The following is a 16,012-nucleotide window of genomic DNA, read 5'->3' on the forward strand; positions in this document are numbered from 1 at the left end:
GCCACCCAACCCCAGGGGCGCGGAGAACTGCGCGACCAGCCACACACAACCGGCAGACCGCACCGCACCCACGCCCCCACGGCGCCACCGCTTCGGTCCCCAGGCGGACGCCAGCCCCTTCAACACAGGCCCAGCCGCCCACCCCCAGGGGCGCGGGGCACTGCGCGACCAGCCACACACAACCGGTGGACCGCATCGAACCCGCACCCCTACGGCGCCACCGCTTCGTTTCCGAAGTCGTGGAGGCGGCAGCCTGTCGTCGGGCAGGATCGGGGCCATGGCGCTCTCGGGGACCGACGCGTACACCGCTGTGGGCGACCTGCCTCCGCTCGTCCGGCGCGCGGTGGCCGTCGCCCGCGGCCACGGCTTCCCGTACTCCTGCCGCCCCGAGCAGGGCCGTCTGCTGTACGCCCTGGCGGGCGGCGCACGGGCCCGGATCGGCGAGACGGGCACGGGGCTCGGCGTGGGGCTCGCGTGGCTGGCCGCCGGCGCGGGCGCGGACGTGCGGCTGTACAGCGTCGAGCGCGAGCCGGAGCGGGCCCGGGTCGCGGCCGGGATCTTCGCCGGTCGGCCGGGGGTCGAGGTACTGACCGGCGACTGGCGGCGGATCGAGGAGCACGCGCCGTACGACCTGCTCGTGCTCGACGGCGGCGGGCAGGGAAAGGAACCCGGGGACACCCCCGCCGACGTGGAGCGGCTGCTCGTGCCCGGCGGCACGGTCGTCGTGGACGACTTCACGCCCGCCACCACCTGGCCGCCGCTCCACGACGGTCTCCCCGACCGGGCCCGGCTGCACTGGCTGGAGCACCCGGCGCTGTGCTCGGCGGAGCTGCGACTCGCTTCGGATCTGAGCGCGGTCGTGGGGACGCGGCGGCTGGTGTAGGAAGGGTGCTGTCGTTCCCCTCAGCGTCCCGACAGGCAAGGAGTGCTCCGCGTGTCCTCCCTCTTTCCGGCCCTGGTGGGCGGTTCCGGCGAGCGAGTCGCCCTGCGGTTCGGCGAACGGTCGCTGACGTACGCGCAACTGGGTGCCGCCGCGGGGGCCGTGGCCGCCCGGATTCACGGCGTGGGCCGGGTGGCCGTGTGGGCGACCCCGGAGCTGGAGACGGCCGTCGGGGTGGTCGGTGTGCTGCTCGCCGGGGCGGCCGCGGTGCCGCTCAACCCGAAGTCGGGGGAGAAGGAACTCGCGCACATCCTCTCCGACAGCGCGCCGCAGTCGGTGCTGGCGGCGCCGGGTGCCGAACTCCCCGCCGCCCTCGGTGACCTGGAGCGTGTCGACGTCGACGCGTACGGCACCGGGGCCGTCCCCGAGGACCGTACGTCCGAGGGCGACCCCGCGCTGATCGTCTACACCTCCGGCACCACCGGCCCGCCCAAGGGCGCCGTCATCCCCCGCCGGGCGCTCGCCACGACCCTGGACGCGCTCGCCGACGCCTGGCAGTGGACCGGCGACGACGTCCTGGTGCACGGGCTGCCGCTGTTCCATGTGCACGGTCTGGTGCTCGGTGTGCTCGGCCCGCTCCGGCGCGGCGGATCCGTGCGGCACCTCGGGCGCTTCGGCACCGAGGGCGTGACCCGGGAGCTGACCGACGGCGCCACCATGCTGTTCGGGGTACCGACGATGTACCACCGCATCGCCGAGGCCCTGCCCGGCGACCCGGAGCTGGCCAAGGCGCTGGGCCGGGCCCGGCTGCTCGTCTCCGGCTCGGCCGCGCTGCCCGTGCACGACCACGAGCGGATCACGGCGGCGACCGGGCAGCGGGTGATCGAGCGGTACGGCATGACGGAGACGCTGATGAACACCAGCGTGCGGGCCGACGGCGAGCCCCGCCCGGGCACGGTCGGGGTGCCGCTGCCGGGCGTGGAGCTGCGGCTGGTGGAGGAGGACGGGACGCCGGTCGCGGCGTACGACGGGGAGACCGTCGGCGAGATCCAGGTGCGCGGCCCGAACCTGTTCACCGAGTACCTCAACCGGCCCGACGCCACCGCCGCCGCCTTCACCGAGGACGGCTGGTTCCGGACGGGCGACATGGCGGTGCGCGAGCCGGACGGCTATGTGCGCATCGTCGGACGCAAGGCCACCGACCTGATCAAGAGCGGCGGTTACAAGATCGGGGCCGGGGAGATCGAGAACGCCCTCCTGGAGCATCCGGGGGTGCGGGAGGCGGCCGTCACCGGGGAGCCGGACGCGGATCTGGGCGAGCGGATCGTGGCCTGGATCGTCCCGGCGGATCCCCAGTCCCCGCCGTCGGACCAGGAGTTGGCCGACCATGTGGCCCGCCGCCTGGCGCCGCACAAGCGCCCGCGTGTCGTACGGCACCTGGACGTCCTCCCCCGCAACGACATGGGGAAGATCATGAAGCGGGAACTGCGCGATGCCTGAACGGCTCTCGGCGCGCGACGTCCTCGCACTGCTCTGCGACGCCTCCACCTTCACCGAACTCCCCTACCGGGAAGGGAGGTCCGCGCCGGACGGGCCGATCTCCTGGCAGGGGTACGACGCCTCACGCGCCCGCGCCGCCCGCCGCACCGGCGAGGAGGAGTCCGTCGTCTGCGGCACCGCACGCGTCGAGGGCACGCCCGCCGTGCTGATCGCCTTCGAGTTCGGCTTCCTCGGCGGCTCCCTGGGCCGGCGCACCGGCGACCGCCTGGAGGCGGCGTACACCCACGCCCGCGCACACCGCCTCCCGGTCGTCCCGCTGGTCGCCACCGGCGGCAGCCGGATGCAGGAGGGCATGCTCGCGCTGACCCAACTCCAGCGTGTGGCCCGCCAGTCGGCGCTCACCCGGGAGGCGGGCCTGCCCCAGATCGCCGTGCTGCGCGACCCGACGACGGGCGGCGGCTGGGCCACCCTGGGCGCCGGTGCCGACATCACCCTCGCCCTCCCCGGCGCCCAGGTCGGCTTCGCGGGCTCCCGGGTCCGCCCGCCGGACGCCGACCCCGCCGCCTACACGGCGGAGGCGCAGGTGGCTGCGGGCTCGGCGGACGCGGTGGTGCGGCCGGAGGAGCTGCGGGAGACGCTGGGGCTGTGGCTGCGGCTGCTGACCACACCGGCGGCCGAGGCCCCGCCCCCGTCCGCCCTCGGCTCCACGCCCCTCCCGGCCACCGGCTGGGAGGCCGTCCTCCGCGCCCGAGCCCCCGAACGCCCCCGGGCGCAGGCCTACTTGGACGCCTACTTCACCCGCCGTACCGCGCTTGTCGGCGACCGCTGCGGTGGCGCCGACCCGGACGGCATGCTGTGCGGCTTCGGCGAGCGGGACGGACGTACCGTCGCCTACGCCGCCCAGACCGGGACGAAGACCCGCCCCGCCGGATACCGCACCGCCGCCCGGCTGATCCGGCTGGCGGACCGGCTCGGGATACCGGTGCTGACCCTGGTGGACACGCCGGGCGCGGCGAACGACGCCGAGGCGGAGCGGCAGGGCGCGGGTGCGGCGATCGCGGACGTGTTCGGGGCCGTGGCCGCGGCCCGTACCCCGGTCACCACGCTGGTCATCGGCGAGGGCGGCTCGGGCGGCGCGCTGGCCCTGGCGGCGCCCGGCAACACCTGGGCCACGCCGGACAGTTACTTCTCGGTCATCGCCCCGGAACTGGCGGCCGCCATCCTGAAGCGCCCCCCGGAGGAGACGGAGGCGACGGCCGACCAGCTCCGCATCCGGCCGCAGGACCTGGTGGAGCTGGGGGTGATCCGCGGCATCGTGGACCATCCCCAGCCTTGAGCTACCTCACTCCCACCGCCCGGATCACCTCCTGTGTCACCGAGCCGCCCCGGTCGTCGCCGGCCGAGGCCCGCAGGGACACGTACCGGGCATCGCGCGGCACGGTCAGCGTCCCGTGCCAGGAGGCCGCCGCGCCGGTGAGTCGTACGGGCTGCCATGTCGTGCCGTCGTCGTACGACACTTCGAGCCGCCCGCCGCCGAGGGTCCCGGTGCCGGACGCGTCCGCCACGTACTGCGCGGACAGTCCGATCGGGACCCGGCTCCCGCCCCGTACGTCGCCCGCGAGGTCGGTGTCGACGTCGAAGGCGAGGTTGATGAGCGGGAGGTAGGTCCAGCGGTCCTCCGGGGTGGCGGCCGACCGGAAGGTCCACTCGGCGTGGCCCCGGGTGGCGAGGCCCCAGCGGTCCGCGTCCAGCGTGGTGTCGGTGACGACCTTGTAGGTGTGCTCGTCGGCGGGCGCGTCCCACACGTACGCCCCGGAGCTCCTGCGCCGGTCGACCAGCGTGCCGTCCAGGTACACCTCCGTGTACTGGGTCATCCCGGTGTCGTCGCTCCACACGTCGCCGAACCCGGTGTGGTCGGGCCCCGAGTCGCCCCAGCCGGGGGTGTTGAGCTGGATCTGGTTCCCGGCGCGCTGCTGCCCCCAGCCGAGCCCGGTGCCCAGCCACGGGTGCCAGACCGGCCGGAACCAGTTGAGCGCCGGACGTGACCCGCCGGTGTAGCGCACCAGCCCGCTGCGCTCCTCCAGCGTGCCGTCGCCGACCGCCACGGACTCGTGCCACAGCTGGCCGGGGCCGGTGGAGACGTAGTCGGTGCGCTCGGCCGGGTAGTCGACGCGCTCCTGGAAGCCGAGTCCGACGGGGAAGGAGTCGGTGATCGAGTACCGGAACTCGCCTCCGCTCACCGGCCGTACCGCGTGGAACTTGACGTCCAGGGCGGCCAGTTGGCGCCCGGAGGGCCGGTAGGTGAGGTCCCGGTCCGGGACGGCGCCCCGGTGGCCCTCGGAAAGGTCGTACATGTAGGGCGAGTTGCGCGTCCCGGTCATGTCCACCGTCCCGGCGGCCCGCAGCCGTGCCGCGTCGGCCGCGTTCACCGTGGCGATCTGGAGTGGCCGGTCGGCGTTGTCGTCCGTGCCCCACCAGGCCATGAGCCGTCCGGGCGCGTCGTCCGTCACGAACAGGGCCTCGGCGCCCGCGTCCTGCGCGGCCCGGGCGAGGGCGGCCGGGTCGGCGCCGTCGGCGAGGCGGGCGAGCACGGCCTTGCCCGCGACACCGGTGAAGGGCCCGTCCCCGACGTCCACCAGCGGCAGTCGCCTGCGCCCCTCGATCAGTGTGCCGCCGGGCTGGACGACCGCCTCGCCGATCCCCTCGACCTCCAGGAGCGGCTTGCCGAGCCGCCATACGGTCCGGTACTCGAAGCTGCCCCGGGTGACCTTCTCGGTGGGGGCGGCGAAGACGCTGTCGTAGGCCGCCGGCACCATGACAGCGCCGAACAGATCGGCGCCGTTCGCCTTCCGGTCGTACTCCATGAGCAGTTGCCGGGTCTCGGTGCGCCGCTTCACCGCGGCCTTCACCTCGCGCAACGTGCGTCCGTCCAGGGTGACTTCGCGGTCGCGGTCGAGGATGGTCTCGGGTGCCGCGAGGAAGCCGAGGCCGAGCGAGTCGGCGCCGTGGCTGCCGCGCACGTCGAGGAAGGAGGCCAGGGTGTACGTGCCCGGCCGGAGCCGCAGTTTCAGGGTGCCGGAGTCGCCGACGTGGGCGGGGAAGGGGGCGTCGCCCTCGGCGAGCCGCTGCACGGTGAGGTCGGCAGGGGCGGGCGTGCCGTCCCGGTCCTTGACGTGGACGGTGAGCGTGTACCGCTCCTCTTCCTTGACCAGCCCGAAGACGGTGTGGGCGACCGGCGTCCCGGCGACGGCAGCCACGATCTGCCCGCTGGTGGTGCCGACCGGCGCCTTCGATCCGTCACCGGTGACGGTCGTCGACGCGGTGCCGTGCGCGGGGACGGTGAGGGTGGTGTCGGCGAGCGCGGCGACGCCGTCGGGTGCGCCCTGCACGGAGAGCGACAACTCGACTTGTGCGTCCGACGAGTTGGCGTAGGTGACGGTCCTGGTGACCGGCTTGTTCGCGTCGTACGGCCAGCTGTAGAAGCCGAGGTCGGCGCTTCCGGTGGCGGTGACGTCCGCCTCGACCGCGTCCGGCACGCTGACCCGGCCCGCCCCCAGTACGTAGGCGGACTCGTCGAGCCGCTTCGACGTCGACATCAGCGCGTCCTTGAGGCGGGCGCCGGTCCAGTCGGGGTGTTCCTCGGCGAGCAGGGCGGCAACTCCGGCGATGTGCGGTGTCGCCATCGACGTACCGCTCATGGAGGTGTAGTAGCCGCTGCCGGGGGCGAGTTGGGAGCGGGCGGCGAGGATGTCGACGCCGGGGGCGGAGAGGTCGGGCTTCAGGGCGTTGTCGCCGTACCGGGGTCCGGCGCTGGTGAAGTAGGCGGCCCGGTCGTCCGCGTCCACCGCGCCGATGGTGAGGGCCTCGTCGGCGGCGCCCGGCGAGCCGATGGAGGAGGGGGCGCCGGTGTTCCCGGCGGCGACGACGAAGAGGGCGCCGGTCTCCCGGGAGAGGGTGTTCACCGCCTGGGCCATGGGGTCGGTGCCGTCACTGGCCTCGGTCGAGCCGAGGCTCATCGAGACGATCCGGGCGTGCACGTCCCGCGCGGCCCACTCCATGCCGGCGATGATCTGGGACTCGCTGCCCGACCCCTGGTCGCTGAGAACCTTCCCGACCGCGAGCGTGGCCCCGGGCGCGACGCCCTTCTCCTTGCCGTCGGAGGCGGCGCCACTGCCGCCGACGGTGGAGGTGACGTGCGTGCCGTGGCCGTTGCGGTCGGCGACCTCCTGCCCGTCGATGAAGCTCTTGGTGGCGCCGATTCGGCCCGCGAGGTCGGGATGGCTCGCGTCCACCCCAGTGTCGAGGACGGCGACGGTGACACCCTTGCCGGTCAGCCCGGCGTCCCAGGCGGCCGGCGTGCCGATCTGCGCGTTGCTCTCGGCCATGTCGGCCTTGACGCGCCCGTCCAGCCAGACCTTGTCGAGGCCGCCTTGCCCGGTGAACGACCGCCAGAAGGTCCGCCCCTTGTCCGCGGCCAGGGCGGCCCCGCGCAGGCTGACCAGCGTCCGCGTCCGCTCGGCACCGCGCGGGGTGACGACCCGCGCGCCCTTGTCGTACGTCACGATCAGCGGCAGCTCGTCCGTCTTCCCGTCGGCGAGCCCCTGCCGTATCAGCCCGCTGACGTCGAAAAGCCGCCGGTCCAGGGTGCCGGCCCGCAGATACGGCAGTGCCTCGTCCGGTACGACGGTGATGTCGCCGTCGGCGGTCTGGGTACGCACGGCCCCGGTGGCGCCGGGCGGCCGTGCGACGGTCACCGTCCGCTTCCCGTGCCCGAGGTCGGTGACGGTCACCCTGTCGCCGGTGACGAGGGTGACGGTGGTGCCGGCGCCGGTGGGGCGGGGGCCCGCGCCGACGGGTTGTCGTGCGGCCGCCGGGGCCGCCGGCAGCAGGGCGATCACGAGCCCGGCCGACAGGAGGGTCGCCCCACGTCCGACTGGTCCTCTGGTCATCCACGCCTCTTCTCGTGTCGAGTGCGTCGGGTGCTTCGAGTGCTTCGAGTGCTGCGAAGAGTGTCACGGGGCTTGTGCGGCAAAGGAGTTGAGCGGAGCTGGCGGAAAGGTGCCCCGGCGGGTTCCCGCCAGCTCGGGCGGGCGCGACCGGCGGAACGGGGGACATCGCCGGTCGCCTTCGGGAACAATGGAGCCGGTAGTGGATCAAGAACGCGGGGGAGCGTGGAGCCATGGGCAAGCTGGTGGAGTTCAAGACCGAGGACGGCGCGATCGTGGTCGTGGAGACCGCGGACCCCGCGACCGGGACCCGCCTCGTGTCGCGCGGCGAAGGCCCCGGCAACGGGGCGGCGGACCGGACCGCCCGTACCTTCGAGGGCGCCCTGGACTCGGTCCGCTCGGCCGCGCAGTCCGCGCTGCGGGTCTTCCGGGAGGGCGCGCTGCGGCCCGACTCCGTGGAGCTGGAGTTCGGGGTGAAGCTGAGCGCGGAGGCCGGGGCGGTGATCGCCAAGGGGGCGGCCGAGGGGCAACTGGTCGTCCGGCTCAGCTGGTCGTCGGAACAGGGGGCGGCGGCCCCGTCGGGCACGCCAGGCCAGGAGCCGCCGCGGACGCCGGCCGTTCCGCCCGCGGCCGGTCCCACCACCGGATCCTGAGCGGCGCGCCGCCCGTGCCCCCCGCCCGGCCCCTTTGAACCCCCCATTCAGCGGCACCCCGCCCGGCCCCCTCCAGAAGGCGCGCCTTCCCCTCGCCCGCGCAGGATGCAGGAAGAGGCCCGCCACCCGGCGGCACCCCCATGGCCTGCGCACCCGGGAGGATCTGCCGTGACCGTCAGTCTGGAGCAGTTGCGCCGCTGCCACTTCGCCGTCGACCTGGGGGCGGCCCGCACCCGGGTCTATGTGAAGGGCGCCGGTCTGGTCGTCGACCAGCCCTCCGTCGCTGCCGTGAACATCCGGACCGGCGCGCTCATCGCGGTGGGCGAGTTCGCGGAGCGGATGACGGGGCGGACGCCGAGCTACATCCGTGTGGTGCGGCCGGTCTCCGGCGGCACGGTCGTCGACATCGAGATGGCCCAGCGCATGCTGCGCCATCTGCTCGGCGACAAGGTCCGTCGCACCCTGCGCCGCAAGACCCGCCTCCGGGCCGCCGCCTGCACCCCGCACGACGCCGATCCGCTGGCCCAGCGGGCGACCATCGAGACCCTGGTCGGCCTGGGCGCCCGGCGCGTCGAGCTCGTCGACACCCTCATCGCCGCCGCCGTGGGCTGCGGGCTCCCGGTGGAACAACCCCAGGGCATGATGATCGTCGTGTGCGGGGCCGCCGCCACCCAGGTCGCCGTCCTCTCGCTCGGCTCGATCGTCACCGCCGAGCGGATCAACGTGGGCGGGGAGGCCGTCGACCACGCGATCGTGCAACTCCTGCGGCACGAGCACGAACTGGTGCTGCCGAGCCAGTCCGTGCGGCCGTTGCAGCTCGCCCTGTCCGGCAACGGTCTCGACGCGCAGGGGCCGACGACCACGGAGATCCACGGGCGGGACGTGGCCACCGGCCTCGCCCGGTCCGTGCGGGTCGACACCGCGGCCGTACGGGACGCCATCCACACGCCGTTGACGGCCGTGCTGGACGGCATCGGCAAGGTGCTGCGGGTCTGCCCGCCCGATCTGGTGGCCGACCTCGCCGACGTCGGGATGATGATGGTCGGCGGGTCCGCGCTGATCCCCGGGTTCGACGAGATGCTCAGACGGGCCACCGGCATGCCGGTGCACATCGCCGAGCGGCCCGACGTGTGTGCCGTACAGGGCATCGGCGCCATGCTGGAGGGCAGGATCGAGCCGATGCTGCTGGACCCACTGGCGGCCTGAACCCCCAGTGGCTCACGTCAGTAGGGCAGGATCCGCCCCGAGGGCGTCCTGCGGTCGATCTCCTGCCCGCGGGGTGCGGCGGGCCGACGGCTGACACGAACACGGATCCGGCGGTCCATGACGCCTCCTCAGGCCTCGTACTGTCGGGTCTTGCTGGCACTGGTCGGTACCGCTCATTCGGTACGAGGTCAGTGCCCCGCAGTTGATACGCCCAAGCCTCGCCCGCGACCCGGTCTGGCACATCGTGCCCACGGAGAGACCTCCCATGCCTCCGCGGCAGGAGACGAAGGGGTCCGTCTACTCCCGGGGGAGGAGACGGACCCCTGAGCCGTGTCAGCCGAGGCCGAGGCTGGAGAGCGCGGTGGTCCAGTCGGTGACGATCGCGTCCTGGGCGTCGGCCAGGCTGACCTGACCGGCGCAGACGGCCTTCTTGAGCTTGTTCTCGACGGTGTCCTTGTTCGCGGCGGTGCTGGTGCCGTACTCGGGCTCCGGCCAGAGGTTGAGCGCGCTCTTGGGGGCGCCGCCGAGTTCGAGCGGGACGAAGTGGTCCTCCTCGTAGTCGGAGGTGCTGGTGTCGGTGTAGCCGTACTCGACGATCTGCTTCTTCTTCAGCGCGGTGGTGTAGGAGCTGGACGGCCGTACGGTCGCGGTCCAGCCGGAGACGCAGATCGTGGAGTCGATGGTGTCCTGGGTGACGTCGGGGTTGAAGGCGCCGGGCTGGCAGTCGGGGTCGGGCAGGGGGAGGTAGTCCTGGCTGCAGCCGGCGGCGTGGGCGCTGCCGGTGGTGACGGTGAGGCCCGCGGCGGCGAGGGCGAGGGCGGACAGGGTGGTCACGAGGGGGCGCGGTATTCGGGACATGTGGGGGTCTCCCGGTGCGATGCCCGGCACGATTTCCGGGCGGTCGTGCGCATGACAGCACCGGCCGTTCTATGCGGGTAGACCCCTTTGCCGGACCCAGGGAGGCTTGATTGAAGATTTGACCGCGCCATGACAGTCGCAGATCAAGTCATGGGCCGGACTTGGTTGTTGGACCGGGCCGTCACAACTGCCGTACGCGAAAGCCGGGAAGGCCGTCGGTGCGTGCGCCCGGGTCACCCCGCATCCGGCATTGCCTGCGGGCCCGCCTCCCCCCGCAACTCCGGTGTCGCCACCAGCTCCGCGAGGAAGTCCTGCGGCTTCTGGTAGCGCAGATCGGGGTCGCGGGCCAGGCAGGTGCGCAGGACGTTGCGCAGGGCGGGCGAGACCGGGAGACCGTCCACCGAGATGTCCTCGTGCACGACGGAGTAGAGAACGCTGGCGGCGTTGCTGATGTTGTCGTGGGGCAGCCGCCCGGACAAGCACCGGTAGAGCAGTGCGCCGAGGGCGAACAGGTCCGATCTGATGTCCGCCTCACGGCCGAGGATCTGCTCGGGCGCCATGAAGCTCGGTGTCCCGATCAGAACGCCGGTCTGCGTCAACTGCCTGCCCGCTTCCTCCAGGGCCCGGGCGAGACCGAGATCGACGATCACAGCACCGCGGGTCGCGTGACGGACGACGTTCGACGGTTTGATATCGATGCGGTACAGGCTCATGGAATCCATGTACCGCAGAGCCTCACCGAGGTCCTTTCCGATCCGGGCGGCCTCCTCGGGAGGCAGCGCACCCTGCTCGGCGAGGACGTCGGCAAGTACGGGCCCCTCGATCAGCTCCATGATCAGTGCGTGCTCCGGAGATTCGACGATCTCGATCGTGTGCATGATGTTGGGGTGCCGCATCCGCATCCCGATCCGGGCCTCGCGGTGGAACCTGGCCAGCATGGTCTCGTCCACCGCCAGTTCGCGGCGCAGCAGCTTGATCGCCACGGCCTCGCCGGTCCGCAGATCGCGCCCCCGGTAGACGACACCCATCCCGCCCGACCCGATCGGAACGAGCGCCTCGTAGCGGTCGCCCAGCCGCATGACCGGCGGCACCGCGGCGCTCGGCACGAGTGGTGAGCCGCCCGCTCCCGTCGTGTCCGCGGCCGCGGGAGTGCGCAGGTTTGCGGCCGTGGTGTCCCAGGGGGTGGTCAGTGGCGGTGGCGGCAGCCGCAGGTCCGCGCGCTCGCTCTCGCTGTGCCACGCGAAGCCGGCCAGCCGCCGGCAGTAGGCGTCGGTGAGCCGGTAGTACGTGACGCGGGTATCCGCCGGATTGCCGTACTCGGTGGCGTCGGGCCGGTCGCCCTCGCTCGCCACTTCGAGGACTCCGCTGCGCACCAGGTGTCGCAGCAGCCGCGTCACCGTCGGGCCGTCCACCCGCAGTAACGGGTCCAGTTGCCCATCGCTGGTGATCTCCGCCACCGTGAACACCCGGCCCCGGCTGCGCAGGGCCCAGTCCACCACGTGATAACCGCAAAGACGCCACCGGTCGTTGTCGATCGGCAACGGGGCCAGTGCGTTCGTCGGGTCCGTGGACACCGCCCCGGACACGACCGACTCCAGGTGGCCGTAGAACAGCATCCGCTGCCAGTCCTCGTCCGGCACCTGGAGCATGGGCGCACCCGAACTGTCCCATTCGACCAGGGCGTTGAGCTCCTGCAGGAGTCTGCGCGGTACGCCTCTCGACTTGAACCGCAGGTACTCGATCAGCGTGCCGAGTCCCTCCGGCTCGTGGTGCAGCTCGTCCGAGGAGATGTTCCCGGGCCAGGTCACGCCCATCGGCCAGTTCCTCGGCATGGGGCGCGCCGGTCCGTGCATACGCACGAGCTCCGCTCGCCGGGCCGCCCCGAGCCCGTGTACCAGCCGCTCGGGTGCCGTCCACAGGCACGGCACGTACATCCGCCAGCTGAAGACACTCTCGTACACGCCGTTGCCGCGGTCCGCGTCCCTGAGTGCCTGGTCGTGCAGATCGGGGCCGGCCACCAGGATGAAGTGGGCGCCGCGTGCGGTCAGTACGTTCTTGAGCGTGCCGAGGAGTGTCTCAAGGTGACCGAGTGCTTCCTCGGAGTTGTCGGTCAGTTTGTCGACCTCGTCGAGCACGATCACGGGGTGCACCAGCAGCCGACGCCGCTCTCGGCGGCGGCGGAGGCGGAGGCGTCGTCGGCGCGTGGTCGTACGACCCTGCACGCCGCCGAGCAGCTGGATGATCCGAACGAGGTCGTGCTCGACGTCCGTCTCGGAGTAGGCCAGGAACGAGGCCTCCGTCGCACGGGCACTCGTCCGCCTGCCCGTCAGACTCAGCGTGGGTGACACGGAGGCGAGCGGGCCCTTCTGGAGGCCGAAGCCCATGGTGCCGCCGTGCTCGTTGCCCTCCGACTGCGTCTGCTTGAAGGACAGCGAGGTACGGGTGTAGGCGAGCAGCAGGGCCTCCTGGACGTCGTGCGGCAGCTGCTTGAGCAGGCCCTCGTCGTCCAGCGTCTCGAAGATGCGCCGGACGACGGCGAAGAGCAGTTGGTCGCCCTCCATCTTCCGCGCGATGTTCAGATGCACGCTCAGCAGCTCGTGCTTGCCGGTCCGTCGATAGTGCGATGCCGCGGCGGAGAGCGCCTGCAGGACGAGCGTCGACTTGCCGACCCCCCGGAATCCGCTGATCAGGAAGGTGCCGCCGTGTGAGTAGACCAGCCGCTCCCGCAGCGTCGCGACGAGTTCTTCGTGGCCGAGGACGGGAATCGCGTCGTCGTCGACGGGCAGGGGCTCGTGGATGTAGCGGAATTGCCGGTGCAGCCGCATGTTCAGCACTGCGCTCCCCCTCCTCACAGGCAAGGCCAGCGTAGATGCTCCGGTCTGCGAGAGTGAGAGGCGAGGCCCTGGTCCGGGCGAGTGAAGCGGGGCCGCCACGCTGGCGCGGCGGCCCTCCCCGTTGCGCTTCCGCAAGTAGAAACGCTTCTGCACCTTGGGTGCCCAGTGGGGCGGGTGGGACTCGAACCCACGGCCGACGGATTATGAGTCCTTTGGGGATCTTGGCGGCCCTTGCCGATCAGCGTCCGTTCATGACGTTTCCGCTGGTCAGGCCAGGTGTGCCGTGTCTCCCTGCCGTCGTCTTTGTCGGCTTGTTCCTATCCTTGCGTCCCGACTGCGTCCCGACACCGTCACCGGATGAACAAGCCCAGCCGACTCGGCCGCTGTCTCCCCTGCTCGGGAGGGGCGCTCCCAGGTGGGGGCAGCGGATTGTCCTTCCAACGCGCCTGGGCTCGCCCCGGTGCGTCGGGGCGAGCCCGGCAGTGATTTTCACTCAGCCGGGACCGCCTGTGTCCCCACCGACAACCGGATCCAGGAACACTCCGAGGCGCGACGTCGGACGATCCGCCAGCCCCGTCCCGGCGAGCCAGGCACGAGCAGCCTCGGCGGGCACTCTTGTCACGGGTGCCTCCGAACGCCGGGCTGCGGCACCGCGGAATCGCATATCGCCTGCCGCCCCGCCTGCTGCTCAACCTCGGACAGGGCCTGATGCTCGCCGACGCGCCCCCGGGGACGCGCAGCGAGCGCCTCGCGCCCGCCGGACAGCCGCTTTGCCCAGCCGTCCACCGCTCTGAGCGAGACCTTGATCTGGAACACTCTCGGAGGAGCCGCTGCACCGCCCATTCGGGTATGCTCCGCGACCTGCTGCAAGGCACCTCCGCACTCAGCCAGCCAACCGCGATCATGCGCACCGGGTGGTCCGCATACAAGTACGGAGTACCGTCCGGAACTCAGCCATTTTCGATAACCGGCCTTCTGTCTGCCAGTCAGTGGCGCTTCGCCCGCTTTCTGACCCGGTCGAGCAGCTTGGCATCGAAATACTCGAACCGTTCGCGGTCGGCGTCCACCACGTCGAGAACCATCCGGGCCATCGAGGCACGACCAGTCGCATACTCCGCGTAGAGGGTCCAAATGCCCTCACGCGCCGCGATCTGGCAGTCGATCTCGAGTTCTGGGGCGCCGGCCTCGACTTCGGTCCAGTGAGACTCCCCGCCGACACAGGAAGTGAGCTCGTCGAGCAGACGGATGTGTACCGCTTCGGATGTCTCCTCGTTCAGGGCCGCCACAATCATGGAGGTCACGGGTACCGCCACCTCGAAAAGGAGGGACTGAATGTATACGTGTCCCTCCAGGGACGCCTCGGCCATCTCTAGGGAATTGCTTGCCTCGAGCAAATTAGCAAATGTCTCGGGAATGTGGGCTCCCGTCTTGCCGCACCCGCAGCGCAGGGAAGCCCAGTCCACGCGCTCGGCCTGGATCAAGGACGGCCTGACGGTCATGCCCGCACCCCCGGTGCCTTCTGCTCTCTGCTGAGCCACTGGTACACGCCGCTCGCGCGGTCGCGAGGTACACCGTACCGAGAGGTCATCTGTTGTCCCAGTCACCGGGGTGCATGTACCAGGCTCCGGGTTCGACATCCTCCGGGGTCAGGTAGGTCTGGCAGACCTGGCAGATGGGCATCTCGTCCCAGACTTCCATCTCTCTGTCCCAGTACAGGGCACGCGTGAGCACCACACGATTCGCATCACCGCCAAGGGCGTTGATGACATTCCCATACACCACTTCCCTGGACGCAACCGGGTGGGGCGGAGCCGCCGTAGTACTCCGAGCCGGGGAAAGCCCGAAGCATGGGGAAGGGCCGCAGCGGTATCGGGAAGGGAAGGACGCTGCAATGCCGAAAGACGCACCGCTGAATCGCGGCGCTCTGTCTGACGCGGCTCCAGTGGGTCCGCTTCAGCGGGTATCGGAGATGCAGGCCAAACTTCACCCTTGGGCGGTGGCCGATCCCGGCCGCCGATTCGACGATCTGTTCAATGACCGGACTGCGACTGGAGCCCCCGTAAGCCCGTCACCCCACCATTTCAACCTCAGCGTCAACTACTGCCGTCAGACACTACAGCGGCCCCACCGGAAACAGATCCCGGTCGCCTTCGGAGGAGGAGCCAAATCCTAGGCAGCCGACCACTTTGAGCGGTTGTGGATCGAGGTAGAGGGGAAATAGGTATCCGGCTCGTTCGCGATCGTCCACGTAGGCCACAAGAAGTCCCTGCTCGCCCTTTTCGACAAGACTCGCAAGGCACTCGACAACCCCGACAATCGGCTTACCACGCCGCTGCAGGCTTCTCACCCTCCCGCGAAGGATGCCTCGAAGTTTCGACGCCGGCTGGGGCTCGAGCCAGATCTCGAAAGGCGCTCCAGAAATCAATGCATTCTTGGCCTGGATGCCGGCCTCGGATTCGGAATCGAATGCGGCGATCAGTTCACTCGCGGAAACTTCGTTCATCTCATGGCCTCATAACGGGCGACCAGGTCTCCCTGAAGTCGAAGCTTATATCGTCGGCCAGGACTTCTTCAGCGATGAGATGTTCGTCTTCGAAGAACCTTTCATACTGACTCCCGTGAATCTGACTGATTCTTGCCGGATCGATGCCTTCCACCCTGACGCGCAGCATCACACCTTCCCCAACATAGTCGTCCCCCAGATTTTCGGCGCCGAACTACGCAACTTCGGGGTCGTCCGACCATGAAGTGTAGATAGTATCAGTCAAATTTCCACCTGAGTGGTCATTGATGTTCCTGCTGGTTCCGCGGGGCACCGCACGGCCCTTCGCAGCGGCGGCATATTCATGGCGTCCCTTAGCGAGCCCGCGGTACAAATAGCCATCGTTGAGATCGCAAAGAGGGCCATCAGTATTGTGAACCAGGACCGGAGTGTTCCCTGCCAGCACATAGTACGTGTGCTGCGCGACCCCCCTCTACCTGCGTTTTTGCAGGTTGAACCTCGTAGAGAAAATCTGAACGCACCACCCTGACCAGCGTCTGTCCGATCCCGGGTGATGCTTGACAGTTCGGTCCCAGCTGATGGTTGACAGTGGCCGTGATCGGCTTTTCTGTGCGCGTCGTTGCGGCGTGTGT

General features: G+C 70.8%; 11 protein-coding genes. 5 read left to right on the forward strand and 6 right to left on the reverse strand.

Translation table 11 applies throughout. The annotated features are described in order from the left end of the window. Positions 1-277 precede the first annotated feature (277 nt). From AB0I54_RS40160 to AB0I54_RS40170, 3 genes are read left to right on the forward strand one after another with little or no spacing between them, the layout of a single operon-like run. Positions 278-883 (forward strand): class I SAM-dependent methyltransferase, encoded by a 606-nt coding sequence (locus AB0I54_RS40160; protein ID WP_363301271.1) that lies wholly within the window; start codon positions 278-280, stop codon positions 881-883. Positions 884-934: 51 nt separating this feature from the next. Beyond that, positions 935-2,380 (forward strand): acyl-CoA synthetase, encoded by a 1,446-nt coding sequence (locus tag AB0I54_RS40165; RefSeq protein WP_363301272.1) that lies wholly within the window; start codon positions 935-937, stop codon positions 2,378-2,380. After that, the gene (locus AB0I54_RS40170) at positions 2,373-3,716 is read left to right on the forward strand and encodes a carboxyl transferase domain-containing protein (protein ID WP_363301273.1); all 1,344 of its coding nucleotides are present in this window, start codon (positions 2,373-2,375) and stop codon (positions 3,714-3,716) included. Before AB0I54_RS40165 ends, AB0I54_RS40170 begins: the two co-directional genes overlap by 8 nt. Position 3,717: 1 nt before the next feature. On the opposite strand, the gene AB0I54_RS40175 is transcribed toward AB0I54_RS40170, so the two are convergent. Continuing rightward, entirely contained in the window at positions 3,718-7,329 is a 3,612-nt protein-coding gene (locus AB0I54_RS40175; protein WP_363301274.1) for a S8 family serine peptidase, read from the reverse strand. A gap of 230 nt (positions 7,330-7,559) precedes the next feature. Here AB0I54_RS40175 and AB0I54_RS40180 point away from each other — a divergent pair, with 230 nt between their 5' ends. Both AB0I54_RS40180 and AB0I54_RS40185 read left to right on the forward strand, forming a co-directional pair. Beyond that, complete coding sequence (locus AB0I54_RS40180) at positions 7,560-7,979, forward strand: CU044_2847 family protein (RefSeq protein WP_363301275.1); 420 nt, start codon at positions 7,560-7,562, stop codon at positions 7,977-7,979. A gap of 168 nt (positions 7,980-8,147) precedes the next feature. After that, positions 8,148-9,185 carry a rod shape-determining protein gene (locus AB0I54_RS40185; protein WP_363301276.1) on the forward strand — a complete coding sequence of 346 codons (1,038 nt, stop codon included), beginning with the start codon at positions 8,148-8,150 and terminating at the stop codon, positions 9,183-9,185. A gap of 333 nt (positions 9,186-9,518) precedes the next feature. Here AB0I54_RS40185 and AB0I54_RS40190 read toward each other — a convergent pair whose 3' ends face one another. From AB0I54_RS40190 to AB0I54_RS40210, 5 genes are all read right to left on the reverse strand, one after another. After that, entirely contained in the window at positions 9,519-10,043 is a 525-nt protein-coding gene (locus AB0I54_RS40190) for a hypothetical protein (RefSeq protein ID WP_363301277.1), read from the reverse strand. Positions 10,044-10,276: 233 nt separating this feature from the next. Continuing rightward, positions 10,277-12,868 (reverse strand): serine/threonine-protein kinase, encoded by a 2,592-nt coding sequence (locus tag AB0I54_RS40195; RefSeq protein WP_363301284.1) that lies wholly within the window; start codon positions 12,866-12,868, stop codon positions 10,277-10,279. Positions 12,869-13,863: 995 nt separating this feature from the next. Then, on the reverse strand, positions 13,864-14,376 hold the full coding sequence (locus AB0I54_RS40200; RefSeq protein ID WP_363301278.1) for a hypothetical protein: 513 nt from the start codon (positions 14,374-14,376) through the stop codon (positions 13,864-13,866). 85 nt (positions 14,377-14,461) lie between these two features. Next, positions 14,462-14,611: a hypothetical protein gene (locus AB0I54_RS40205; RefSeq protein ID WP_363301279.1), complete on the reverse strand. Its 150-nt coding sequence runs from the start codon at positions 14,609-14,611 to the stop codon at positions 14,462-14,464. Positions 14,612-14,990: 379 nt separating this feature from the next. Beyond that, entirely contained in the window at positions 14,991-15,380 is a 390-nt protein-coding gene (locus AB0I54_RS40210) for a hypothetical protein (protein WP_363301280.1), read from the reverse strand. Positions 15,381-16,012 lie beyond the last annotated feature (632 nt).

It is taken from the genome of Streptomyces sp. NPDC050625, assembly GCF_040654755.1.
Taxonomy (GTDB): Bacteria; Actinomycetota; Actinomycetes; order Streptomycetales; family Streptomycetaceae; genus Streptomyces.